This window comes from Knoellia altitudinis (genome assembly GCF_042666355.1).
Classification (GTDB): Bacteria; Actinomycetota; Actinomycetes; order Actinomycetales; family Dermatophilaceae; genus Knoellia; species Knoellia altitudinis.
On sequence record NZ_JBHTDK010000001.1, the window covers coordinates 2,874,010 to 2,895,324 of the forward strand.

Annotated in this window: 23 protein-coding genes; 15 read left to right on the forward strand and 8 right to left on the reverse strand. The window is 71.2% G+C overall.

What is annotated here, in order from left to right; all coding sequences use genetic code 11:
- Positions 1-39: 39 nt before the first annotated feature.
- Positions 40-1,473 carry a MocR-like pyridoxine biosynthesis transcription factor PdxR gene (pdxR, locus tag ACFQW8_RS13480; protein ID WP_380088126.1) on the reverse strand — a complete coding sequence of 478 codons (1,434 nt, stop codon included), beginning with the start codon at positions 1,471-1,473 and terminating at the stop codon, positions 40-42.
- Positions 1,474-1,550: 77 nt separating this feature from the next.
- Here pdxR and ACFQW8_RS13485 point away from each other — a divergent pair, with 77 nt between their 5' ends.
- From ACFQW8_RS13485 to ACFQW8_RS13495, 3 genes are read left to right on the forward strand one after another with little or no spacing between them, the layout of a single operon-like run.
- A complete protein-coding gene (locus tag ACFQW8_RS13485) occupies positions 1,551-2,192 on the forward strand; it encodes a pyridoxamine 5'-phosphate oxidase family protein (RefSeq protein WP_380088128.1) in 642 nt (213 codons plus the stop codon).
- The gene (locus ACFQW8_RS13490) at positions 2,189-3,190 is read left to right on the forward strand and encodes a methionine synthase (RefSeq protein ID WP_380088129.1); all 1,002 of its coding nucleotides are present in this window, start codon (positions 2,189-2,191) and stop codon (positions 3,188-3,190) included. The genes ACFQW8_RS13485 and ACFQW8_RS13490 overlap by 4 nt, the downstream gene beginning before the upstream one ends.
- Positions 3,190-4,197 carry a DMT family transporter gene (locus ACFQW8_RS13495; protein ID WP_380088131.1) on the forward strand — a complete coding sequence of 336 codons (1,008 nt, stop codon included), beginning with the start codon at positions 3,190-3,192 and terminating at the stop codon, positions 4,195-4,197. Before ACFQW8_RS13490 ends, ACFQW8_RS13495 begins: the two co-directional genes overlap by 1 nt.
- Positions 4,198-4,302: 105 nt before the next feature.
- Here ACFQW8_RS13495 and ACFQW8_RS13500 read toward each other — a convergent pair whose 3' ends face one another.
- Entirely contained in the window at positions 4,303-5,814 is a 1,512-nt protein-coding gene (locus ACFQW8_RS13500; RefSeq protein WP_380088133.1) for a long-chain-fatty-acid--CoA ligase, read from the reverse strand.
- A gap of 197 nt (positions 5,815-6,011) precedes the next feature.
- Here ACFQW8_RS13500 and ACFQW8_RS13505 point away from each other — a divergent pair, with 197 nt between their 5' ends.
- Genes ACFQW8_RS13505 through ACFQW8_RS13525 form a run of 5 tightly spaced genes read left to right on the forward strand, consistent with a single transcriptional unit; the run spans position 6,012 to position 12,034 of the window.
- Positions 6,012-7,907 carry a glycosyltransferase gene (locus tag ACFQW8_RS13505; RefSeq protein ID WP_380088135.1) on the forward strand — a complete coding sequence of 632 codons (1,896 nt, stop codon included), beginning with the start codon at positions 6,012-6,014 and terminating at the stop codon, positions 7,905-7,907.
- Positions 7,882-9,219 (forward strand): nucleotide disphospho-sugar-binding domain-containing protein, encoded by a 1,338-nt coding sequence (locus ACFQW8_RS13510; protein WP_380088136.1) that lies wholly within the window; start codon positions 7,882-7,884, stop codon positions 9,217-9,219. The genes ACFQW8_RS13505 and ACFQW8_RS13510 overlap by 26 nt, the downstream gene beginning before the upstream one ends.
- Positions 9,219-9,683 (forward strand): mycothiol transferase, encoded by a 465-nt coding sequence (locus tag ACFQW8_RS13515; protein WP_380088672.1) that lies wholly within the window; start codon positions 9,219-9,221, stop codon positions 9,681-9,683. Before ACFQW8_RS13510 ends, ACFQW8_RS13515 begins: the two co-directional genes overlap by 1 nt.
- A gap of 54 nt (positions 9,684-9,737) precedes the next feature.
- Positions 9,738-11,855: an NAD-dependent DNA ligase LigA gene (gene ligA, locus ACFQW8_RS13520; protein ID WP_380088674.1), complete on the forward strand. Its 2,118-nt coding sequence runs from the start codon at positions 9,738-9,740 to the stop codon at positions 11,853-11,855.
- Positions 11,852-12,034, forward strand: coding sequence for a hypothetical protein (locus tag ACFQW8_RS13525; protein ID WP_380088138.1), 183 nt, complete (start codon positions 11,852-11,854; stop codon positions 12,032-12,034). The genes ligA and ACFQW8_RS13525 overlap by 4 nt, the downstream gene beginning before the upstream one ends.
- Before the next feature lie 48 nt (positions 12,035-12,082).
- Here the strand turns inward: ACFQW8_RS13525 and ACFQW8_RS13530 are convergent, their stop codons facing one another.
- Together ACFQW8_RS13530 and ACFQW8_RS13535 are read right to left on the reverse strand one after the other, a co-directional pair.
- Positions 12,083-13,105 carry a hypothetical protein gene (locus ACFQW8_RS13530; protein WP_380088140.1) on the reverse strand — a complete coding sequence of 341 codons (1,023 nt, stop codon included), beginning with the start codon at positions 13,103-13,105 and terminating at the stop codon, positions 12,083-12,085.
- Positions 13,102-13,407 carry a hypothetical protein gene (locus tag ACFQW8_RS13535; RefSeq protein ID WP_380088142.1) on the reverse strand — a complete coding sequence of 102 codons (306 nt, stop codon included), beginning with the start codon at positions 13,405-13,407 and terminating at the stop codon, positions 13,102-13,104. Before ACFQW8_RS13535 ends, ACFQW8_RS13530 begins: the two co-directional genes overlap by 4 nt.
- 113 nt (positions 13,408-13,520) lie before the next feature.
- Here ACFQW8_RS13535 and ACFQW8_RS13540 point away from each other — a divergent pair, with 113 nt between their 5' ends.
- Positions 13,521-13,889, forward strand: a complete 369-nt coding sequence (locus ACFQW8_RS13540) for a hypothetical protein (protein WP_380088144.1) — start codon at positions 13,521-13,523, stop codon at positions 13,887-13,889.
- Positions 13,890-13,951: 62 nt separating this feature from the next.
- Here ACFQW8_RS13540 and ACFQW8_RS13545 read toward each other — a convergent pair whose 3' ends face one another.
- Positions 13,952-14,356, reverse strand: a complete 405-nt coding sequence (locus ACFQW8_RS13545) for a hypothetical protein (RefSeq protein WP_380088146.1) — start codon at positions 14,354-14,356, stop codon at positions 13,952-13,954.
- Complete coding sequence (locus ACFQW8_RS13550; RefSeq protein ID WP_380088148.1) at positions 14,353-14,793, reverse strand: hypothetical protein; 441 nt, start codon at positions 14,791-14,793, stop codon at positions 14,353-14,355. The genes ACFQW8_RS13545 and ACFQW8_RS13550 overlap by 4 nt, the downstream gene beginning before the upstream one ends.
- A gap of 98 nt (positions 14,794-14,891) precedes the next feature.
- Here ACFQW8_RS13550 and ACFQW8_RS13555 point away from each other — a divergent pair, with 98 nt between their 5' ends.
- On the forward strand, positions 14,892-15,605 hold the full coding sequence (locus ACFQW8_RS13555) for a transporter substrate-binding domain-containing protein (protein WP_380088150.1): 714 nt from the start codon (positions 14,892-14,894) through the stop codon (positions 15,603-15,605).
- Here ACFQW8_RS13555 and ACFQW8_RS13560 read toward each other — a convergent pair.
- Positions 15,599-16,264 (reverse strand): GntR family transcriptional regulator, encoded by a 666-nt coding sequence (locus tag ACFQW8_RS13560; protein WP_380088151.1) that lies wholly within the window; start codon positions 16,262-16,264, stop codon positions 15,599-15,601. The genes ACFQW8_RS13555 and ACFQW8_RS13560 overlap by 7 nt on opposite strands.
- Before the next feature lie 64 nt (positions 16,265-16,328).
- Between ACFQW8_RS13560 and ACFQW8_RS13565 the strand changes: the two genes are divergently transcribed.
- The 5 genes from ACFQW8_RS13565 to ACFQW8_RS13585 are packed head-to-tail and all read left to right on the forward strand — an operon-like array spanning position 16,329 to position 20,623.
- The gene (locus ACFQW8_RS13565) at positions 16,329-17,399 is read left to right on the forward strand and encodes an Ldh family oxidoreductase (protein ID WP_380088153.1); all 1,071 of its coding nucleotides are present in this window, start codon (positions 16,329-16,331) and stop codon (positions 17,397-17,399) included.
- The gene (locus ACFQW8_RS13570; protein ID WP_380088154.1) at positions 17,396-17,728 is read left to right on the forward strand and encodes a putative quinol monooxygenase; all 333 of its coding nucleotides are present in this window, start codon (positions 17,396-17,398) and stop codon (positions 17,726-17,728) included. Before ACFQW8_RS13565 ends, ACFQW8_RS13570 begins: the two co-directional genes overlap by 4 nt.
- Positions 17,725-18,792, forward strand: coding sequence for an isocitrate/isopropylmalate dehydrogenase family protein (locus tag ACFQW8_RS13575; RefSeq protein WP_380088156.1), 1,068 nt, complete (start codon positions 17,725-17,727; stop codon positions 18,790-18,792). Before ACFQW8_RS13570 ends, ACFQW8_RS13575 begins: the two co-directional genes overlap by 4 nt.
- Positions 18,789-19,229 (forward strand): cupin domain-containing protein, encoded by a 441-nt coding sequence (locus ACFQW8_RS13580; protein ID WP_380088157.1) that lies wholly within the window; start codon positions 18,789-18,791, stop codon positions 19,227-19,229. The genes ACFQW8_RS13575 and ACFQW8_RS13580 overlap by 4 nt, the downstream gene beginning before the upstream one ends.
- Complete coding sequence (locus ACFQW8_RS13585) at positions 19,226-20,623, forward strand: aldehyde dehydrogenase family protein (RefSeq protein ID WP_380088158.1); 1,398 nt, start codon at positions 19,226-19,228, stop codon at positions 20,621-20,623. Before ACFQW8_RS13580 ends, ACFQW8_RS13585 begins: the two co-directional genes overlap by 4 nt.
- Here ACFQW8_RS13585 and ACFQW8_RS13590 read toward each other — a convergent pair.
- Positions 20,605-21,315: a response regulator gene (locus ACFQW8_RS13590; protein WP_380088159.1), complete on the reverse strand. Its 711-nt coding sequence runs from the start codon at positions 21,313-21,315 to the stop codon at positions 20,605-20,607. The genes ACFQW8_RS13585 and ACFQW8_RS13590 overlap by 19 nt on opposite strands.

Consider the following 21,315-nt stretch of genomic DNA (forward strand, 5'->3'; position numbering starts at 1 on the left):
TCCTGGTCGGCTCGCGAGGACGTGGTCGTCTCGAGGCCGTCAGGCGAGGCCGCGAGCCAGGGCACGCACCGCCGCGTCGGCCTGGGACTCCGGCAGGCCGGCATACCCGATCACGAGTCCGCGGCGCACCGACTCCACGCAGTAGGCCGAGAGCGGGTTGACCGCCACACCGTGGTGCAGCAGCGTCATCGAGACCTCGTGGTCGTCGACGTCGTCCGGCAGGAGCAGGACGAGGTGCAGGCCGGCGTCGACCCCGCTCAGGCGGTGACCGGGCAGCTGCCGGGCCAGGGCGGCGACGAGTCGCGCACGGCGAGCGGCATACGTCCGCGAAGCGCGCGCGTGGTGCGCTGCGAGCGAGCCGTTGGCGATGAACTCCGCGACGGCCTCACCGGTCATCTCGTTGACGAACAGGCTGCGCCGCTCCAGCTCGACCCGGATGGCCTCGCGCAGGTGCGTCGGTGGTGCCAGCCACGACACCCGCAGCGTGGGCACGAGGATCTTGGAGGCCGTGCCGATGTAGAGGACGTGGTCGTCGGCTCCCTCGAGCGAGCGCAGCGCCGGAAGCGGCGAGACGTCGTAGCGGAACTCGCCGTCGTAGTCGTCCTCGAGCACGAGCCCGTTCGAGGCCCTGGCCCACTCGAGGAGGGCAGTGCGCCGGGCGACCGGCATGCGGGCACCCAGCGGGTACTGGTGCGACGGGGTGACGTAGACGGCCGCGTCACCACGTCTGAGCATCGACGGGTCGAGACCGTCGTCATCGACCGGCAGCGGCCGGATGCGGGATCCGGTGTCGGAGAAGGCTGTCCACGCCTCGGCGTATCCGGGGTCCTCGACGGCGACGGTGCGCCCGACGAGGCCCAGGGCGGCGGGAAGGGCTTGGAGGGTGGCGCTGACTCCCGGCGTGATGAGGAGGTCGTCGGCGGCGACGGCGATGCCCCGGCTGCGCCGGATGTGGTCGGCGAGCACCTCGCGCAGCCGGGTGTGGCGGGGGCCGTGGCTGATGTCGGTCGTGGGCGCCTGGGACGCGGCCTGTCGCCAGGCCCGTCGCCATGCGGCCTGGTCGAGGAAGCCCACGTCCGGGCGACCCGGCCGTAGGTCGAAACGCGTCTCGCGACGCACCGGCCACGACGGTGTGGTGGGGACGGGGTCGGTCGGGCATGGCGCCATGGGCTCGACCGACGAGGTGGCGCCGGCTCGGGCGGCCCGGTCCGCACGGGGCGCGACGGCAGCACCCGATCCGGGGCGGGTCTCGATGAAGCCGGCCGCCGCGAGCTCGTCGTATGCCGCGACCACCGGTCCCCGGGAGATCTCGAGCTCCGCTGCCAGCACCCGAGTCGAGGGGAGTGGGTCGCCCGGCCGCAGCCGCCCTTCGCGCAGCGCGGCGACGACCGCATCGGCGATCCGGTGACGCAGCGGCCGGTCGGACGTCTCGAGCCGGAGAGGAAGGCTGGTGGTGCGGGCGGACCGGGGCATCCTGCCAGAATACTGGTCCTGCGCTTCCGGCGATACTGGTTCTGGAGGGGGGTCCAGTTGTGGCTGAGCATGGAGTCATGTCCCACCTCACCCTGCACCGGCACCGCGAACGCGGCAGCACCGAGCGGGTCGCGCTCGACGCGATCCTCGACGACGTCCTCGCCGGCACCCTCAGCACCGTCGTCGACGGCGAGCCGTGGGTCGTGCCGATGCTCTTCGCGCGTCAGGGCGACCGCATCCTCCTGCACGGCTCCACCGGCGCCGGCGCCCTGCGCCACGTCGCCGCGGGCGCGCCGGCCGCACTCGCCGTCATCGCCGTCGACGCGCTCGTCGTCGGCCACACCACGTTCGACTCCTCGGCGAACTACCGCTCCGCCGTCGTCTACGGCAACCTCACCCCGCTCAGCGACGGCGACCGCACGACCGCCCTCGACGCGGTCTCGGAGCGACTCATCCCGGGGCGGACCGGCGAGGTCCGGCCCATGACGCGTCAGGAGGTGGCGAAGACCTCGGTCATGGCACTGCCGATCGAACAGGGGCGCTTCATGACCAAGGTCCGGACCGGGACGGCCAGCGCACCGGGCGAGGAGACCGACGCGTGGCACGGTGTCGTGGAGCTGCGCACGGTGGCGCTGGAGCCCGTGGCGGCCCCGACCTCCACCACCTCCGAGGTCCCGCGGTCGGTGCGTGACTTCGCGAGTGCGAGGGTTCTCGCGTGACCCACGTCTCCGGAGTCGGCTCCTGGCCCGGCGAGTCGTCGCGGGAGGCCGTCGTCACGGTCCGCGATCTCCTCGCCGATGTTGATGGCCACGGCCTGCCCTACCTGCCCGAGCTGCCCTCTCGTGGGCCGGGATCCGACCTCATCGGGCGATCCGCCGCCCTGCTTGCGGACCTCTCGGTGGACCTCCAGCCCTCCGGTTGGCGGTTCACCGACCGCCCCGGCCGGGACAGCGCACGCGCCCGCGCGTTCCTGCGCCAGGACCTCGACGAGCTCGCCGAGGCCTACGACGGGTATGCCGGGCCGCTCAAGATCCAGGTCGCCGGACCGTGGACGCTCGGCGCGTCCATCGAGCTGAACCGCGGGGAGCGCTCGGTCACCGACGAGGGCGCCCGCCGTGACCTCGTCGCCTCGCTCACCGAGGGGGTGCGCCAGCACGTCGCGGACGTGCAGCGGCTCGTCCCCGGAGCAGTCATCACGGTCCAGCTCGACGAACCCTCCGTGCTGTCGGTCCTGCGCGGCGAGCTGCCGACGGCGTCGGGCTACGGACGCGTCCGTGCGGTCGACCGCGTGGAGGTGGCACGCGGCATACAGGAGGTTCGTGACGCGCACGACGGTGACGTCGTCCTGCACTCGTGCCACCCGGACGCTCCGGTGGAGCTCCTCGCCGCCACCGGCGTCACCGCCCTGGCGCTCGATCTCACCGAGTCCTCGGCGCAGCGGTGGGAGGCCGTCGCGGCAGCCGTCGAGGCCGGCACCCGGCTCTGGGCCGGTGTGGTGCCGACGAGCGCCGTCACCTCTTCGGCTGACGCGGTCCGGACGGCTGTGGCGCACGTCGTCGAGGGGTTCGGCCGGGTCGGACTCCCGCTGGCATCGCTCGCGGACGTCACGGTGACCCCGACGTGTGGTCTGCCGTCACTCACACCTCGGGGGGCCGTGGACGTTCAACGGGTGGCGGTCGCTGTCGCCGGTGAGCTGACCGAGAAGGAGCACGACTGATGTCACCCGCACCCAGGGTCCCTTGGCAGGCGAAGTACCTCGCCCTGGCGCTGATCTGGGGGTCCAGCTTCCTGCTCATGAAGATCGGGCTGGAGTCGCTGCACCCGGTGCAGATCGCCACCCTGCGCCTGGTGGCCGGCACCGCCACCATCCTCGTCCTGCTCTGGGGGCGCGGCGGCTCGCTGCCGACCGAGCGTCGCACCTGGGCCCACCTCGTCGTCACCGGGGTGTTCCTCGGCGCGCTGCCGTTCACGCTCTTCGCCCTGTCCGAGACCAGGATCAGCTCGGCGCTGGCCGGCATCGGCAACGCGTCCACGCCCATCGCCACCGTGCTCATGACGATGCTCATGATGCCGGGGACCCGCACGAGCCGACCCAAGCTCGCCGCCGTCCTCGTCGGGTTCCTCGGGGTCATCACGATCATGCAGCCATGGAACGATGCCCGCCCCGACCTCGTGGGCTTCGCGATGGCGCTCGCCGGTGGTGCCAGCTATGGCGTCGGTTGGACCTACAACCGCCGTTTCCTCGCCGGGGCCGACCTGGGCGGGCTGAGCCAGCCGGCGGCGACCCTGCTCATGGGGACCGTCGTGATGCTTCCGCTCGCGGTGGTCTGGGGGCTCGCCCAGGACGTCGGCGTGTCCTCGCTGTGGGCCTACGACACGGCGCGGCTCGGGACCTCAGCTCTCGACGCCGGGCACACCGGGGGAGGCTGGGCGTGGCTGCCCCTGGTGTGCGTCCTGGTCCTGGGCGCGGTCGGGACCGGCGCGGCATACATCCTGCTGTTCGACGTCGTCCGCGCCGCGGGCGCCGTCGTGGGCTCGACGATCACCTACCTCATCCCGGTCGTGTCCGTGCTCCTCGGGGTCGCCCTGCTCGGGGAGTCCCTCGGGATCTGGGAGCTGGCCGGGTTCGTCATCGTCCTTGCCGCAGCCGGGGTGATCAACGCCCCGGAGCGGGCGCCCGCCGCCGAGGAGACCGCGGCCGCGCCGGAGGCCCTCCGCACCTGAGCGTGCCTGCCGCGACCGGGTGTCGGGGATCCGGGCCCATCCAGCTGACGGTGACCCCGGATCCCCGACACCGGGCTTGGCGCAGCAGCGCACCGGGGACCGGCGTCAGCCCGTGGTCGGTGCCTTGACCTCGCGCCGCAGGATCTTGCCCGTCGGCCCCTTGGGCAGCTCGTCGAGAAACCACACCTGCCGCGGGTACTTGTAGGCCGCGATGCGCTCCTTGGTGAACTCGATGATGTCCTCCGCCGTGGCGCTCGACCCCTCGCGGAGCGTCACCCCGGCGCCGACCTGCTCGCCGAGCAGCTCGTCTGGGACCGCGACGACGGCGACCTCGAGGACGTCGGGGTGCTGGTAGATGACCTCCTCGACCTCGCGCGGGTAGACGTTCATCCCACCGCGCAGGATCATGTCCTTCTTGCGGTCGACGATGGTGAAGTAGCCCTCGTCGTCCTGGGTGGCCAGGTCGCCGGTGCGGAACCAGCCGTCGGGGATCGCCTCGGCCGTCGCGTCGGGGTTGTCCCAGTAGCCCTTCATGACGTTGTCGCCCCGGATGGCGATCTCGCCCACCTCGCCGTGCTCGACCTCTTGGCCGTCGAGGTCGATGACCCGCATCTCGCAGCCGGGGATGGCGAGGCCGATGGTGCCGGGCTTGCGCTCGCGTCCGGGCAGGTTGAACGAGGCCACCGGAGAGGTCTCGGACAGGCCGTAGCCCTCGAGGATGACGCAGCCGAACTTCTCCTCGAACGCCTTCATCACCTCGAGCGGCATCGCCGACCCACCCGAGGCGCAGGTCCGCAGCGACGACGCGTCGAGGCTGTCGGCGTCGGGGTGGTTGAGGATCGCGGCATACATCGTGGGCACGCCCTGCATGACGGTGACCCTCTCGTCACCGATGACCTTGATCGCGGCAGCCGGGTCGAAGCGGGGGATGAGCGCGAGGGAGGCCCCGACGCGAACCGCCGCGTTGAGGCCGACGACGAGACCGAAGACGTGGAAGAGGGGCAGGCAGCCCATGATCACGTCGTTCTCGTTGAGCTCCTGGATGACCTCGGCGCAGCGCATCGCGTTGAGGCTCACGTTGTCGTGGGTGAGCTCGGCCCCCTTGGGGCGGCCGGTCGTGCCCGAGGTGTAGAGGATGATCGCCGTGTCGTCGCCCTCGCGCTCCGTCGGCTCGGCGACGGCCTCTCCACCCTCGAGCGCTCCGTCGACCGGTCCCATCGGTCCGCACTCGATGACTCTCGTGCCCGAGCTCGCCGCCCCCTTGGTGGCCTCGTCGACGAAGTCCGGCCACACGAAGGCGATCTTGGCGCCGGAGTTCGTGAAGAAGAAGTCGATCTCGCCCGACTTGAGCAGCGGGTTCATCGGGACGACGACGCCGCCGGCGAGGAGCGTGGCGAAGAAGGCCACCGGGAACGCCGGGACGTTGGGCAGGATCAGCGCGACGCGGTCACCCGGCTCGATGCCGTTGGCGCGCAACGCTCCTGCGAGCTTGGCGGCCATGCCGTGGAGCTGCTGGTAGCTGATGTCCTGCCCGTTGATCTTCAGGGCCGGCCGTTCCGGCATCTCCCTCGCCGTGCGGACGAGCGGTGATGCGAGGTTGGCGTCTGCGCTACCCATGGTGTGGCTCCTTTGCCGAGACGGGGTCGCCGCCATTCTGTCTGCTGGAGCGGGCCCGTGGGGCGGCACGCACGAGACCCATCCGTGCTGCTCACGCCCCCGTCGGGACGTCCACCCGACCGGCCGGGAGATCGGTCGACGAGACAGACCTGAGTGTTTGTAGAAGGTTTGTGCAAGGTGTGGCCTAGTATACGAGGGTGACGGATACCCTGGCCACGCCGAACGTGGGGATGCTCGACGCGGTCCGTACCGCGCCCTCCCTCCTCGCGGCGATCGAGTTCATCGACCCCCTCGTGGAGTCCGTGCGCGAGGACGGCGACGCGGCGAGAGGCAGCTTGCGTGCTGCCATCGACGACGACACCGACCAGCTCACGGCGATCGCGGCGGTGCACGCCGCCGCTGCCGGGGGACCGGCCATGGTGCGGGCGCTCGTGGTGCCGCTGCTGACCTCACGGGTGCCCTTCCTCAAGGAGCACGCTGCGTGGGCGCTGCGCACGTCCGCTCCGGTTGCCGAGGCGGTGTCGCCGTTGCACGCAGCGATGGAGGAGGGCGGCTTCGTCGGGATGCTCGCCGAGGCGACCCTCGAGGCCTGGGGCGTCGTCGAGCCCGAGGCCGACGACGAGGCACCGCCTCGTCCGATGCGTCCTTCCGAGTCCGGCCGTGACGGCCTGACGGTCGCCCAGCTGTTCCTCCACGCCGACGTCGACGGGAGCCTGCGCAACGCGGGCAAGGGAGACACCGGCGGGATCGCGACCCTGCTCGTCCACCTCGGGGATGCGCTCGTCGCCGAGCCGGGGGTCTCGCGAGTGCTGACCTTCTCGCGCAGCCACCACGAGGGGGAACGGAGCCCCGACCAGTCCCCGGCCCCCGGCCACCACTACCTCGGCGTCCCCCTTCCGGGCCCGGCACGGCCGTCTGCCGACACGTGGCCGCTGCGGGTCGGCATCCGGCGCGGGCTCCGGCGAGCGCTCGTCGCGGCGGCCCCGGTCGACGTCCTCCACCTGCGCATGGCGGACGTGGGGTCGTGGGCGGCGTCCGAGGTGGCGAGGGAGCTGGGCATCCCCACGGTGCTCACCCTGGCTCCCGACCCGCACGCGCTCATCGCTGCGCGTGAGGCCTCCGGCACCCTCACCCGGGCCACCTTCGGAGCGGCGGACCAGGCGGAGCACCTCGTCTTCAGGGTGCGGCTCCTGCGCGACCTCGCGGACCAGGCGGCCCACCTCGTCGCCTTCCCGCGACCACGGCTGGACCGCGACCTGCGAGAGCTCCTGCACCTCGACCCGGACGCGGGTGACCGATCGCTCACGGTGGTCCCTGAGGGCATCGATCTCGCCCCACTCGAACGTGCGGCCCAGGAGGTGGCGGACGCCACCCGTGGCGTCGCCGTCCCGGTCGCCACGGCGGACGCTCTCGCCGAGCTGGACACGCTGCTCGCGACCCTCCCACCGAGGCGTCGGCACCTGCCCCTGGTCATCAGCGTCGGGCGGCTGCACCGGGTGAAGGGCATGGCCACGCTGGTGGAGGCGTGGGCGTCGGATCCCGTGTCCGGCGACAGCTGCAACCTGCTCGTCGTCGGCGGCGACCTCGACGACCCGAACGCCGACGAGGCGGAACAGCTGACCCGCATCTGCGCGTCGGTCGCCCGCCCCGACGCCGCGGACCGGGGCCTGCTGCTGGCCGGTCACCGTCCGAACGGGGTGGTCGCCACGTGGCTGTCGGCGATCCGGCTGGGGCGCCCCGGGCTCAGTGCACCGGGTGGGATCTACGTCTCCGCCAGCCTCAAGGAAGAGTTCGGCATCGCCATCCTCGAGGCGATGGCCTCGGGCCTCGTCGTCGTCACCCCTCGGGAGGGCGGGCCGGCGACGTACGTCGAGCACGGGGTGACCGGCCTGCTCGTCGACACCACCTCACCGACAGCCCTGGCAGCCGCCGTGGTCTCCGCGCTCGATCTGGCCGACGCACCCGACGCCGGAGCGCGCGCCGACCACGTCCGGGCCCGGGTGGCGCAGGAGTTCGGTGTCGGCACCATGGCTGCGTCCCTCGCCGCGATCTATACGGAGGTCTCCCATGACGCTGCTCGTCATCAGTCCTGACTACGCCTCCCACCTGCTGCCCCTCGCCACGCTGGCCACGGCCTGGGCCGATGCCGGCGAGCGAGTCGTCGTCGCCACCGGCGCTGCGACAGACGAGATCGTGCGCTGGTTCGGCTTCGAGCGCGAGCACCTGCAGCTCGGTCGCGGGTCCAACCCCGGTGTCATCCGTGCCGAGGACCAGCCGCGCGGGGAGGAAGACGCGCTGCGCGGCTTCTTCGACGCCACCCGCCTCGGTGCGGTCCCGACGCTCGCGTTCCAGGCATCGGCCCGTGGGGCCGACCTGCTCTGGGAGCCGCTGCGCGTCGCCTGCGAGGTGCAGCGCCTCGTGGAGCGCGTGCGACCCGATCACGTCATCGTCGACCACCTCGCCTTCAGCGCCCGCCTGGGCCTGATCGGCGCGGGGGTGCGGCACGCCGACGTCGTCCTGGGCCACCCGTCCGCGCTGACCGTGGGCGACGAGGTCTACGGGTACCCACCGGCCTGGCCCCGGCGCCTCCAGCCGACTCGCTCCTCCCTCGTGGACCTGCGGCGCCAGTGCGAGGGAGTGCGCAACGTGTTCACGCAGGAGTGGAACGCGGCGCTCGCCGTCCTCGACCCGTCCGCTCCGGCGAGCGACGACGCCTTCGCCGAGACGGGGGACGTCCTGCTCCTCAACTACCCCGGCGAGCTCCACCCGCCCGAGCGGACGGCGCTGCTGGGCCGGCACGCCTTCCTCGGTTCCGCTGTCCGCAGCGACGAGCCAGATGCGGAGGTGGACGCCTGGCTGGCACGCGACAACCGTCCGATCGTCTATGTCAGCCTCGGCAGCTTCCTGTCGGTGCGCTCCGACGTGCTGGGGCGCATCGCCGAAGCCCTGCGAGGCATGGACGTCCGCGTCGCGCTGGCCGGCGGGTCCACGCCGCGTGGCGCTCTGGGCCCGGTCCCGTCGTCGTGGCTGGTCCGCGCGGAGCTCCCACAGCCGACGCTGCTCCGGCACGCCGCCCTGGCCGTGTCGCACGGAGGCAACAACAGCGTCACCGAGGCGTTGACCGCGGGCGTCCCGCTCCTGCTCGTGCCCATGTCCACCGACCAGTTCGCCGGCGCGGCAGCGCTCGAGAGGGCAGGGCTGGGCGAGGCGCTCGACCCGAACTCGGCCACTCCCGCGGAGCTGCGAGCCTCAGCGGAGCGACTGCTCTCACCCGACCCCGACACGGCAGCCCTTCTCGCCCGGCTGTCCGGGGACCTCACCCGCACTCCGGGCGCGCAGCGTGCCCGGACGGCACTGCTCGCCGATGACGACGATGCGGCGGTGCTCATACACTCCCGTGCGTGATGAGCATCGACGAGTACCTCACCTTCTGCGACCGGGCCCTGGACGGGTATGCCGCGTGCGTGCGTGAGCTGGGCGATGTCCACGTCAACAGCTCGCTCACCGGCATCGAGGGGTCCAACTCCGCCTTCGTCCTCGTGGCGCACGTCGTCGGTGTCATGGGCCGATGGGGTCGCACGGTGAACCGCGGGATCGTCGTGCCTCGGGACCGGGACGCGGAGTTCACGGCCACGGGGACCGTCGACGAGGCCCTGGCCCTGCTCGACCTCGGACGTGCGCGGTTGCACGAGGACGCACACGCCGCAGAGCCGGCCGCAGCGCCGCGGAACCCGCCCGCGGACCGGGACCGGACGGCATACGCGACCCAGGGAGCCGTCCTCGCGCACGTCTACGAGGAGCTCGCGCAGCACCTCGGTCAGCTCGAAGTCACCCGCGACGTCCTTCTCGGCGCCGACGCGACCGGATGAGTCCGGCGGCGTGTCGGTCCCGTGCGGCAGGATGACTCCGTGAGCGAGAACGACATGGTGGTCGAGGTCCCCGATGAGGTCCGGCACGAGTGGACCGACCTCGCCGAGCAGGCGGCCGCCCACCAGTTCGCCTACCACGTCAGGGACACGCCGACCATCAGCGACGGTGAGTACGACACGTTGATGAGGCGCCTCAACGCGCTCGAGGACGAGCACCCGTCGCTGCGCACGCCGGAGAGCCCCACCCAGAGCGTCGGTGGAGCGATCTTCTCGACCGACTTCGACTCCGTCGACCACCTCGAGCGCATGCTCAGCCTCGACAACGCCTTCTCGCCCGACGAGATGCTCGAGTGGTCGGCCCGGGTCACGCGCGACGCAGGTGCCGGCTTCCACTACCTGTGCGAGCTCAAGATCGACGGGCTCGCGATCAACCTCCTCTACGAGAAGGGCAGGCTGGTCCGCGCCCTGACCCGTGGCGACGGCCGCACCGGCGAGGACGTGACGCTCAACGTGCGGACGGTGAAGGGCATACCGACCAGGCTCAAGGGGACCACGGAGCATCCGGTGCCCGACCTCGTCGAGGTGCGCGGGGAGGTCTACTTCCCGATCGAGGCGTTCGGCGAGCTCAACGCGCAGCTCGTGGAGGCGGGCAAGCCGCCCTATGCCAACCCGCGCAACACCGCGGCAGGGTCGTTGCGGCAGAAGGACCCTCGCGTCACGGCCAGCCGGGAGCTGCGGATGCTCGTCCACGGCCTCGGCAAGCGCGAGGGCTTCGCGCTCACGACGCAGAGCGAGGCGTATGCCGCGTTGGAGGCCTGGGGTCTGCCCGTCTCGAGCCACTACCGCGTCGTCGACACCATCGAGGAGGTCAACGAGTTCATCGTCTCCACGGGCGAGCACCGCCACGACGTCGAGCACGAGATCGACGGTGTCGTCGTCAAGGTCGACGAGATCTCGGTGCAGCGACAGCTCGGGTCCACGTCCAGGGCGCCACGGTGGGCGATCGCCTACAAGTACCCGCCCGAGGAGGTCAACACCGTCCTCCTCGACATCCAGGTCAACGTCGGTCGCACGGGCCGGGTGACGCCGTTCGGTGTCATGGAGCCCGTCGTCGTCGCCGGCTCGACGGTGGAGCGGGCCACGCTGCACAACGCCACCGAGGTCGTCCGCAAGGGCATCCTCATCGGCGACACGGTCGTCCTGCGCAAGGCCGGTGACGTCATCCCCGAGATCCTCGGACCCGTCGTCGACCTGCGCGACGGCAGCGAGCGGGCGTTCGTCATGCCGACGCGGTGCCCGTCCTGCGACACGCCCCTCGCGGCGGCCAGGGAGGGAGACAAGGACATCCGTTGCCCCAACGCACGCTCCTGCCCGTCGCAGCTGCGCGAGCGGCTGTCGGGGCTCGCAGGTCGTGGTGCGTTCGACATCGAGGCGCTGGGGTGGGAGGGCTCGGTCGCGCTGCTCGAGTCGGGGGTGCTGACCGACGAGTCCACGCTGTTCGGTCTCACCGACGCCGACATCGCCAAGGTCCCGCTCTACACCCGTGCGGCCAAGAAGACCGACCCGCCGGAGTCGGTCATCGGGGGCCGGGTGCTGTCGGCCAACGGAGCCAAGCTCGTCGCCAACCTCGAGTCCGCCAAGGCAAAGCCACTGTGGCGCGTGCTCGTCGGGCTGTCGATCCGCCACGTGGGGCCGACGGCGGCCAGGGCCCTGGCCCAGCACTTCGGGTCGATGGACGCCATCCGCGCGGCCAGCGTCGACGAGCTCTCCGGTGTCGAGGGTGTCGGCGGCATCATCGCCGAGTCGGTGCGTGACTGGTTCGACCGCGACGGCAACGAGTGGCACGTCGCCATCGTCGACCAGTGGGCTGCCGACGGCGTGCGGATGGAGGACGAGCGCGATGCCTCGGTCGAGCAGACTCTCGAGGGGCTCACCGTGGTCGTCACCGGGTCGATGGAGGGCTTCAGCCGCGACGAGGCCAAGGAGGCCATCCTCGCGCGCGGTGGCAAGGCGTCGGGGTCGGTCTCCAAGAAGACCGACTACGTCGTCGTCGGACCCGGCGCCGGCTCCAAGGAGGCCAAGGCGCGCGAGCTCGGACTGACCATCCTCGACGAGGCCGGCTTCGTCACCCTGCTCGAGTCCGGGTCTGCGCAGAGCGCTCCCGACGCATGATCGCAAGCCTGCATCCCGAGCGAGGGATCGCGCTCTCGCACAGAGCGCCCCATCCGGACCAGCGCACGGGCCGAGGTCTGGCTAGGCGATGGCTCTTCTGGACAGTCGTCCTCGTGGGCCTCGGCTACTGGCCGGCCACCCTCGCGGTGAGGCTGGTCCAGCTGCTCCTCGCCGACTGACACCGAAACCGACGAGACTGAACGCGGTCCCTCGCGCGGGCGCAGAGGTCACCGATGACCGGCGTGGTCCCTGGACTCCATCTGACGGTCGACGGCGGCGTGGATCGCCTTCGCGGCGTCGTTGAGGTTGTTGGGCGTGCCGTTCTGGAACGCGTCCGAGATCACCTTGGACCACAGGTTCGGGTCCTTCGCCAGGATGTGCGCGTACTGCGGCTTGAGGTTGATCTCACGGATCCAGTCGTTGACGCTCGTCCCCGGGAAGTGGGGGAGGTCGTCGTGAAGGACGTTGCGCCACTTGAGGTTCGGGTGGTTGGGGACGCTGTAGCGGTCACCCAGGAAGCGCGGGATGTCGTTGAGGATGTCCTTGAGCTGGCTGATCAGGGTGTCGAGGTCACGCACCGAGTTCTTGAGGCCCTTGATCTTGGGCAGCACCTCGGCACAGAGAGCCGAGACACGGGTGGTGGCCTGGTGGATCACGAGGGGCGTCGCCGCCCCGAGAGTGAGGACCAGCTCGGCGACATAGCTGCAGATGGCGCCGGCGATCTGGGCCAGGGCGTCGCGGATGAGGCCGTGGACGAACCCGACGAGGACGGCACAGCCGTCGAAGCCGAAGGACATCGCCCGCGCGCCCTTGGACATGAGGTCGAGCTTCTGCACCTGCTTGGTGACGTGCTGGCGGTAGGCCTCGACGTTGGGACCGGTCATCCCCTCGAGCCGGCTGTCGGCGTCCTCCCGGAAGTCGTCACGCACCGAACCGACCTCAGTCGAGACGTTCTGCCAGGTGGCGGCGAAGGCGCTGACGGCCTCCGGGTTGCCGGTGAGCTCGTCGAACCAGGTCTTGATCGGGTCGAGGTGGTCGATGATCCAGCCGATGCCTGCGGCGAAGAGGCTGCCGAGCGGGTCGGAGATCGTGGCATAGACGTCGAACCCGACGGCGACGCTCGAGAGGGCCATGTCGATCCAGTTGTTGCTCTGGATGGCCTCGCAGTAGCTCGCGCCCGAGTCGATCAGGCCGGCACCCGAGTGCCAGGACCGCTCGCCCGGTTGGACGACCAGTGGGTTGTCGCTCACTGCATGCCCACGTTCTCGACGCTCTGCTTGGCGTTGTCGTCGTCGGAGGTGTACTGGGTCACCGTGTTGTTGAGGCCGATCATCGTCTCCTCCATGTCCATGGACAGGTTGGAGACGGTGGTCTTGGCGACCCCGGCGATGCCCACCGCGAGCAGGGCGAGCGGCTGGTTGATGATGCCGAAGGCGTCCGTGGTGAGGGTGGTCTGCGCGGCACTGCTCGCGGTGGAGAGCCGATCCGTGAACGACCCGACCTTCTTGCTGTGGCCCCCGATGTCGTCCGGGCGGACGTCGTACTGAGTCACCCTGTGCCTCCCCCGTCGTAGTCACTGCACGTCTGAACCGACGCAAGGCTAACGAGCCGTGACGCGGCGACGCCATGGGGAGCACTCCCCATACGACGCGTTAGGGTCGGGCCATGGTTCGCGAGACTGACATGACCGGCCTCGTGTGGGGCGTTCGTCTGTTCCTCGTCGTGGTGGCTCTCGCGATCTTCGCGATGTTCTTCTTCGTCTTCTGGGTTCTCGTGCGACCGGTCGTCACGGAGTTCTTCCGGGCTCGGACCGCGGGAGACCTGTGGCTCCCGTTCCTCCCGGACGAGCAGGGAAACTACGGTCCGCTCGCCGCGAACCGCTGGTGGAGCGTCTTCCGGGCGACCTCACGCGGCTCCGCGGGCGACCTCGCGTGGCGCTGGGGGGCGTGGGTCCTCACCTCGGTCGGTCTGACCGTCGGCAGCGTCGCGGCACTCTGGGCCTGGGGTCGCGGAGTGGCCCGCGTCTGGGTCTGACCGGCCTCGTCCGACCCGCCTCGTCCGACCCGCCTCGTCCGACCGGCCTCGTTCGACTTGGCTCAGCGAGTCTCGTCGGGGCCGAGGACCTCAGCCGGCCGAAACCTCGTCCCCAGCGAGTCGCTGACCAGCTTGGCCTGGTCGGAGTCCTCACCGAAGGCGTCGTGGCTGCTCTGCCTGATCAGCGTCGCGAGCTCCGCCTGCGCGGCGGCGATGGCCTGGAGGATGCGCCCCGTCACGGCGTCGCCACCCTCGGAGCAGGCGCTCGTCGGCACGCGCAGGTCGGTCAGCGCGCCGTTGCCGGAGACCGTTGCGACCACGCCCTCCGCACGACCCTGCGCCGTCAGGGTGTCGACGTGCGCGCGCCAGGCGAAGGCGGCCCTGGCTCTGGCCACAGCCCGGTCGAGGTCGCCCTGGGCGGGGACGTCACCGTTCAGCCCGCCACCGAAGGCGTCGAACGCGCTCACCACCGACCCCCCGGGTTTGTCGTGCCCCGCGTGCCCGTCGTGGGCTCATCGGGGTCGGGCGTCCTGACGTTGGCCCGGATCTCGCCGGTCACAGCGTGGGTCGTCGGCGAGTCCGCACCCCACTGCGCCGTGGTGAGCTCCTTGGTCTGCTCGGCCACGTGCTCCTGCGCAGCATGGACCGCGCTCTGCACGGCGAGCTCGACCACTCGTCCCCCCTTGGCCGCGACGACGTCGGAGACCGAGAGCCCGGTGACGAGACCGTCGAGGTCGACCGTGGCCCGCACCTGACCGTTCTGCGCGGATCCCGACCCGGTCAGGCTCATGACCTGCGCGCTCCACGCGGCGCTGGTCTCGGCCCGCCGCGCGGCGGCTTCTACCTGCTCGTCATACCGCCGGTCGTCGGCGTCCCTGCCCCCACGCTGCCCCTCGAATGTCATGGGCGCCAGCCTAGCCACGGGCATGGCGAGCCGCCGTCGGGACGTCCGGGCGTCGCGCGAGCCCTGTGCCGAGCGCTGGCGGATGAGAGCATCGGGGCGTGACGAGCATCTCTGACCTTGCGCCCACCGGGGTGCTGCGCGCCTCGATCAACCTCGGCAACGCGGTCCTGACCAACGGATCCTCGGACGCCCCGGCGGGCATCACCATCGACATCGCCCACGAGCTCGGTGAACGCCTGGGCGTGCCGGTCGAGCTCGTCCTCTGGGACGCCGCGCGCAAGTCGGTCGACGCGGTCCGTGACGGAGCTGCTGACGTCTGCTTCCTCGCGGTGGACCCGATCCGCGCCGAGGAGCTCGCCTTCACGGCGCCCTACGTCCTCATCGAGGGCGCGTATGCCGTCCGGGAGACTTCTCCCCTCCGCTCGGCCGGCGACGTGGACCGGGACGGCATACGCATCGGCGTGAAGCTCGGGTCGGCCTACGACCTCCACCTCACCCGGTCGCTCGACGCGGCCGAGCTGGTGCGGGGCTCTGACGGGGTGGAGGTGTTCGCCGAGCAGGGTCTGGAGGTCGCGGCCGGGATCGCGCAACCGATCGAGGCATACGTCGCGGCGAACCCGGGACTGCGCGTGCTCGAGGGGGCGTTCATGCAGATTCCGCAGGCCGTTGCCGTGTCGCGCCGGCACGACGCCGTGACGATCTCCTGGGTGCGTTCGGTCATCGACGAGCTCATCGCGACCGGCTGGGTGGCGAAGGCCCTGGCACGGCACGGCCACGACCCCGCCCTCGCGGCCCCGGCCGGGGCTCACTGACCGAGAGTGACCTCGAGCTGTGCCACGGTCGCCCCGCGGGCCGCGAGCACGTGCTGCTCGGCACGCTGGCCGGCCGTGGTCGCGTCGGCCGCTGCGATCGACTCGACGATCCCGCGGTGCTCCGCGAGGGCTGCCGCGCGACGGTCGGGCGAGGAGTTGCTGAAGCGGCGGTAGCGCGCAAGCTGGCCCTCGATCTGCGCAAGCACCCGTGAGGCCCAGGCGTGGTCGGCGATCCGCTCGATCTCGACGTGGATGGCGTGGCCCGACTCCATGGCTCCCTCTGCGAGACCGGCAAGGGCCTCGTTGCGGTCCAGCAGGGCGTTGAGCCGGCCCACGTCAGCGGGTCCGGCCCGCTGCGCCGCAGCAGCGGCGACGAGGGCCTCGAGACTGGCGCGGACGGCATACAGCTCCGCCGCGTCGCGCGTCGAGAGGCGACGGACGACCATGCCACCGGTCGGGAGCTGCTCGAGGAGGTCCTCGGCGAGCAGCAGTCTCAGGGCCTCGCGCAGGGGAGTGCGGCTCACCCCGAGGGAGCTCGCGAGCTCGGTCTCGTTGAGGCGTCGTCCTGGCTCGAGCCGCATGTCCTGGATCTGGGCGAGCAGCTCCTCGTAGACGAACTGGGCGCCGCTGCGGCGACGAGGGCTGACGCTCGTGGACATGAGTGCATCCTGTCGCGGGACGGTCATGTTGTCTACTTGTGTACAAGTATGCAACGATGCTGTCATGACCGATCGCACCCTCAAGGCGCAGCCCCTGGCCATGTTCATGGCCGACGTGGCCCGGGCCCACGGGGTGCCGACCGACGACGCCGACCTCCTGGCCGACAGCCTGCTCGTCGCCGAGCTGTGGGGGCACCCGTCGCACGGGGCGATCCGGCTTCCCTGGTACCTCACCCGTATCAGGAGCGGTGCGATGCGGGCCGTCACCGAGGTCGAGACGGTGCGCGACTCGGGCAGCGTCGTCGTCCTCGACGGCCATGACGGCCTCGGGCAGGTCGTCACGCAGCGCGCCGTCGAGCTCGGTGTGGAGCGCGCCCGGACGCACGGCATCAGCGCCGTCGCAGTGCGGGGGTCGGGTCACTTCGGGACGGCCGCCTACTTCACGAGGTATGCCGCGGAGCGCGGCTGCATCGCCCTGCTCGCGACGAACGCCTCGCCGGCCATGGCGCCCTGGGGCGGTCGCGCGAAGCTCATCGGCACCAACCCGTGGTCGATCGCGGCTCCGGGCCCCGACGGCGACGTCCTCGTCATGGACATGGCCAACACCGCGGTGGCCCGCGGCAAGGTCTATGTCGCCGCCGACCGGGGCGTGTCCATCCCGCCGGGGTGGGGCGCAACGTCCGACGGGACACCGACCACGGATCCGCGCGAGGCGATCGAGGGGCTGATCCTGCCGGTCGGCGGGGCCAAGGGATATGTCATGGCGTTCATGTTCGACGTGCTCGCCGGGGTGCTCACCGGCAGCGCGTTCGGCGCCGATGTCGTCGGGCCCTACCGCCCGGAGGGAGCCAGCGGCGCCGGTCATCTGCTCATCACCCTGGACGTCGACGCCTTCGCCGACCGCGACGACTACGACGCCCGGGTGTCGGCACTGGCCGACCAGGTCCGCTCCAGCGAGCCGGCCGCCTGGTCCGACGGCGTGCTCACCCCGGGCGAGCTGGAGGACCGCAACCGACGACGCGCGGAAGCGGACGGCATACCCGTCTCCGACCAGACCTGGGCCGAGCTCGCGAAGCTCGCCGACGTCACGGGCGTGGCACTACCGCAGACCCGCACACCGAAGGAGACCGCATGATCTCGCTCATCGTCCGACTGGACGTCGTCCCGGATCGTCGAGAGGAGTTCCTGGAGGCCATCACGAGCAACGCGGCCTCGACGTTCGGTGACGAGCCCGGCTGCCTGCGGTTCGACGTCTGCCAGGACCGGTACGACCCGCATCACTTCGTCTTCTACGAGATCTACCGGGACGAGGCGGCGCTCGAGGCCCACCGTGCCGCACCGCACTTCGCACGGTGGCGCGAGGCGGTGGCTCGCACCGTCGTCCCTGGCAGCCAGGTCAACGCCATCACCGACCTGGTGATCGCCCATCGCGAGACCGACAAGCAGCACGGAGGGTCGGCATGAGGCTTCTCCTGCTCCCGGGGGACGCCATCGGACCCGAGATCGCCGCAGCCACCGAGCGCGTGCTCGGCGCGGCCGACGACGCGTTCGGTCTCGACCTCGAGATCGAGCGGCGGGACATCGGTTGGGCTGCGCACGAGGCGGTCGGCGAGACGATGCCGCAGGACGTGCTCGAGCGCGTGGGAGAGGTCGACGGCACCATCCTGGGACCCGTCTCGCACCTGGACTATCCCTCACGGGCCGAGGGCGGATGGAACCCGTCAGCGGCGATCCGGACGACCTACCAGCTGTACTCGAACATCCGACCGGCCCGCAGCATCCCCGACCTCACCGTGCTGCCCGAGCCGCTCGACCTTGTCATCGTCCGGGAGAACACCGAGGGCTTCTACAGCGACCGCAACATGTTTGCCGGCAGTGGCGAGCTCATGCCCGATCCCGACCTCGCACTCTCGGTGCGCAAGGTCTCGCGCCGGGCCTGCAACGCCGTCGCCGAGGAGGCATTCCGGCTGGCCGCCGGACGACGCCAGCAGGTCACGGCGGTGCACAAGGCGAACGTCCTCAGGCTGTCCGACGGTCTCTTCCTCGATGAGGTGCGCGCTGTCGCTTCCCGACACCCGGGCATCGAGCTGCGTGAGCTTCTCGTCGACGCAGCGACCGCCCACCTCGTGCGCTCACCCCAGGAGTTCGACGTCGTCGTCACGACCAACATGTTCGGGGACATCCTGTCCGACCTGGCCTGTGCCCTCTCGGGAAGCCTCGGCCTCGGAGGCTCGCTCAACGTCGGCGACGGAGTGGCCGTGGCCCAGGCCCAGCACGGCTCGGCACCGGACATCGCCGGTCAGGGGATCGCGAACCCGACGTCGCTCATCCTCTCCACCGCCATGCTGCTGCGCTGGTGGTCGGAGCGGACCGCGTCCGAGAGGTTCTCCCGCGCTGCCGACGCCGTCGACGCAGCCGTGGGGGCGTGCATCGGCGATCCCGCCACCCGCACCCGCGACCTGCGCGGAACCCTGGACACCGACCAGTTCACCACCGCCCTCCTCACGAAGCTGGAGTCCCACCGATGACCGACCACCCCCGACCCGACCTGCCGAACCTGCTCATCCGACCCGACGAGGTCGAGCCGTTCGACCGTGGCAACGGCGTCCGCACCATCCCCTACGTCGGCAGGTGGAACTGCGAGACCAACCGGGTGACGACTGGGCAGACGCAGTTCCAGGAGGGGACGGGCCTGCCGCTGCACAGCCACAACGTCGAGGAGTCCGTGCTCATCCTGGAAGGCGAGGCCGTCGCCGAGATCGACGGGCAGGAGCACGAGCTCGTCGCCGGTGAGGCGACGTGGGTGCCGGCGGGTGTGCCGCACCGTTTCTACAACCGCGGCACGGGCGTCATGCGGATCTACTGGGTCTATGGCGGCCGCGACGTGACGCGGACGATCACTGCGACCGGAGAGACCTTCGAGCACCTCTCGGAGGCCGACCGAGGCGGGCTGAGCGCTCCGTGAGCATTGACGAGACCGTCATCGAGACCGTCAACCCGGCCACAGGGGAGGCGCTTGCGTCGTATCCCGTCATGGACGACGCTGCGATCGAGGACGTCCTCACCGAGGTGACCGAGGCAGGGCGGACATGGGCTGCGGTCGGGGTCGCCGACCGGTCAGCCCTCCTGGCCCGGGTCGCCGACACCCTCGACGCGCAGCGTGACTCGGTGGCCGCACTGATCACGTCCGAGATGGGCAAGCCCCTGCGCGAGGCGCGCGGTGAGGTGGACAAGTCCGCGAGCACGGCTCGCTGGTACGCCGAGAACCTCCAACGGCTGCTCGCACCCAAGCCCGTCGACGTGGGGGACACCGCGAACGCGTGGGTGACCCGCGAGCCCATCGGCCCCGTCCTGGCGATCATGCCGTGGAACTTCCCCCTGTGGCAGGTCATGCGCTTCGTGCTCCCCGCCGTGGGTGCGGGCAACACCGTCCTGCTCAAGCACTCGCCGAACGTCACCGGATCGGCGCTCGCCATCGAGTCGCTGCTGCTCGATGCCGGTGTGCCACAGGGCGTCCTGCGCGTCCTCGTCGTCGACGAGGCTCGGGTCGCCGGGGTGAGCCAGCGGTTGATCGCCGACCCGCGCGTGGCCGGCGTGACCCTGACCGGCAGCAACCGCGCCGGCGCGGCGGTCGGGGCGGCGGCGGGTCGTGCGGTGAAGCCCTCCGTCCTCGAGCTCGGTGGCTCCGACGCGTTCGTCGTGCTGTCGGACGCCGACGTGGCAGCTGCGGCCGACGCCGCCGTGCGTGCCCGGTTCCACAACGCCGGCCAGTCCTGCGTGTGTGCGAAGCGGTTCGTCGTCGCAGCCGACGTCGCCGACGCCTTCCTCGAACGGTTCCTCCTGGGGGTCTCGGCCCTGCAGGTGGGCGACCCGACGGACGAGTCGGTCGACGTCGGGCCGATGGCGCGCGACGACCTGCGCACGGCCATCCAGCGGCAGGTGGACGAGTCCGTGGCTGCGGGGGCGCGGCTCGTGGCCGGTGGCTCGACGATCGAGGGTGACGGCTGGTTCTTCGAGCCGACCGTCCTCACCGTCGACGGACCGGGCGTCCCCGCCTTCGACGAGGAGACGTTCGGTCCCCTGGCCGCGGTCGTGGTGGCGAAGGACGACGACGACGCGGCACGGCTGGCCGGTGCCACGGCATACGGGCTGGGTCTTTCGGTCTGGAGCGCGTCGACCGAGCGGGCCGTCGAGCTCGCCGCGCGCGTCACGACGGGCGCGGTCTTCATCAACTCGGTCGTCGCATCCGACGTGCGCGTGCCGTTCGGCGGGACGAAGCAGTCGGGCTACGGGCGCGAGCTGTCGGCCGAGGGGATGTATGCCTTCATGAACCAGCGGACCTACTGGGCAGCGATCTGATAGCGACGCTCCGGGCGACCGGCCGACCCGTAGCGGTGACGGACGGCGGCCGCCCCCGTGTCGACGAGATGCTCGAGGTAGCGGCGGGCGCTGCTCCGCGCGATGCCCACGGCTTCTCCGCACTCGGTCGCGGACAGGCCCTCGTCGCCGGCGCCGGCGAGGGCCTGGCTCACGAGCTGGACCGTCTCGGCGCTGATGCCCTTGGGGAGCGAGGTGCGGCTCCGGCCGGCGGGCCCGGCGCGGAAGAGGCGGTCGGCCTCGTCCTGCTCCACCGCGGTGTCCGGGTCCTGACCGCGGATCCGGGCGCGGTGCAGGGCGTACTCGTCGAGCCGTCGTCGCAGCTCCTCGAGCTCGAACGGCTTGACGAGGTACTGGTAGACCCCCGACTGCATCGCCTGCCGCAGTGAGTCGAGGTCACGGGCTGCGCTGATGACGATGACGTCGCAGTCGGCGCCCAGGCCGCGTAGCCGACGCAGCACCTCGAGCCCGGTGAGGTCGGGCAGGTAGACATCCAGGAGCACGAGGTCGGGCCGCTTGTCCTTGACCATCGCGAGGGCCTGCGCGCCGGTGCTCGCGACCCCGACGACCTCGAACCCTTCGAGTCGGGCCACGGTGCTCGAGTGCAGGCGCGCGACCATGAAGTCGTCGTCGACGACGACGGTGCGGATGGGGGAGGAGTCGATCGTCGCCAT

Coding starts and splice junctions, on each gene's coding strand:
- ACFQW8_RS13495 (WP_380088131.1), top strand. CDS start 3,190: ATGTCACCCGCACCCAGGGTCCCTTGGCAGGCGAAGTACCTCGCCCTG.
- ACFQW8_RS13580 (WP_380088157.1), top strand. CDS start 18,789: ATGACCGACCACCCCCGACCCGACCTGCCGAACCTGCTCATCCGACCC.
- ACFQW8_RS13560 (WP_380088151.1), bottom strand. CDS start 16,264: ATGTCCACGAGCGTCAGCCCTCGTCGCCGCAGCGGCGCCCAGTTCGTC.
- ACFQW8_RS13500 (WP_380088133.1), bottom strand. CDS start 5,814: ATGGGTAGCGCAGACGCCAACCTCGCATCACCGCTCGTCCGCACGGCG.
- ACFQW8_RS13525 (WP_380088138.1), top strand. CDS start 11,852: ATGATCGCAAGCCTGCATCCCGAGCGAGGGATCGCGCTCTCGCACAGA.
- pdxR (WP_380088126.1), bottom strand. CDS start 1,473: ATGCCCCGGTCCGCCCGCACCACCAGCCTTCCTCTCCGGCTCGAGACG.
- ACFQW8_RS13540 (WP_380088144.1), top strand. CDS start 13,521: ATGGTTCGCGAGACTGACATGACCGGCCTCGTGTGGGGCGTTCGTCTG.
- ACFQW8_RS13485 (WP_380088128.1), top strand. CDS start 1,551: ATGTCCCACCTCACCCTGCACCGGCACCGCGAACGCGGCAGCACCGAG.
- ACFQW8_RS13565 (WP_380088153.1), top strand. CDS start 16,329: ATGACCGATCGCACCCTCAAGGCGCAGCCCCTGGCCATGTTCATGGCC.
- ACFQW8_RS13515 (WP_380088672.1), top strand. CDS start 9,219: ATGAGCATCGACGAGTACCTCACCTTCTGCGACCGGGCCCTGGACGGG.
- ACFQW8_RS13510 (WP_380088136.1), top strand. CDS start 7,882: ATGACGCTGCTCGTCATCAGTCCTGACTACGCCTCCCACCTGCTGCCC.
- ACFQW8_RS13550 (WP_380088148.1), bottom strand. CDS start 14,793: ATGACATTCGAGGGGCAGCGTGGGGGCAGGGACGCCGACGACCGGCGG.
- ligA (WP_380088674.1), top strand. CDS start 9,738: ATGGTGGTCGAGGTCCCCGATGAGGTCCGGCACGAGTGGACCGACCTC.
- ACFQW8_RS13590 (WP_380088159.1), bottom strand. CDS start 21,315: ATGGCGACGATCGACTCCTCCCCCATCCGCACCGTCGTCGTCGACGAC.
- ACFQW8_RS13575 (WP_380088156.1), top strand. CDS start 17,725: ATGAGGCTTCTCCTGCTCCCGGGGGACGCCATCGGACCCGAGATCGCC.
- ACFQW8_RS13570 (WP_380088154.1), top strand. CDS start 17,396: ATGATCTCGCTCATCGTCCGACTGGACGTCGTCCCGGATCGTCGAGAG.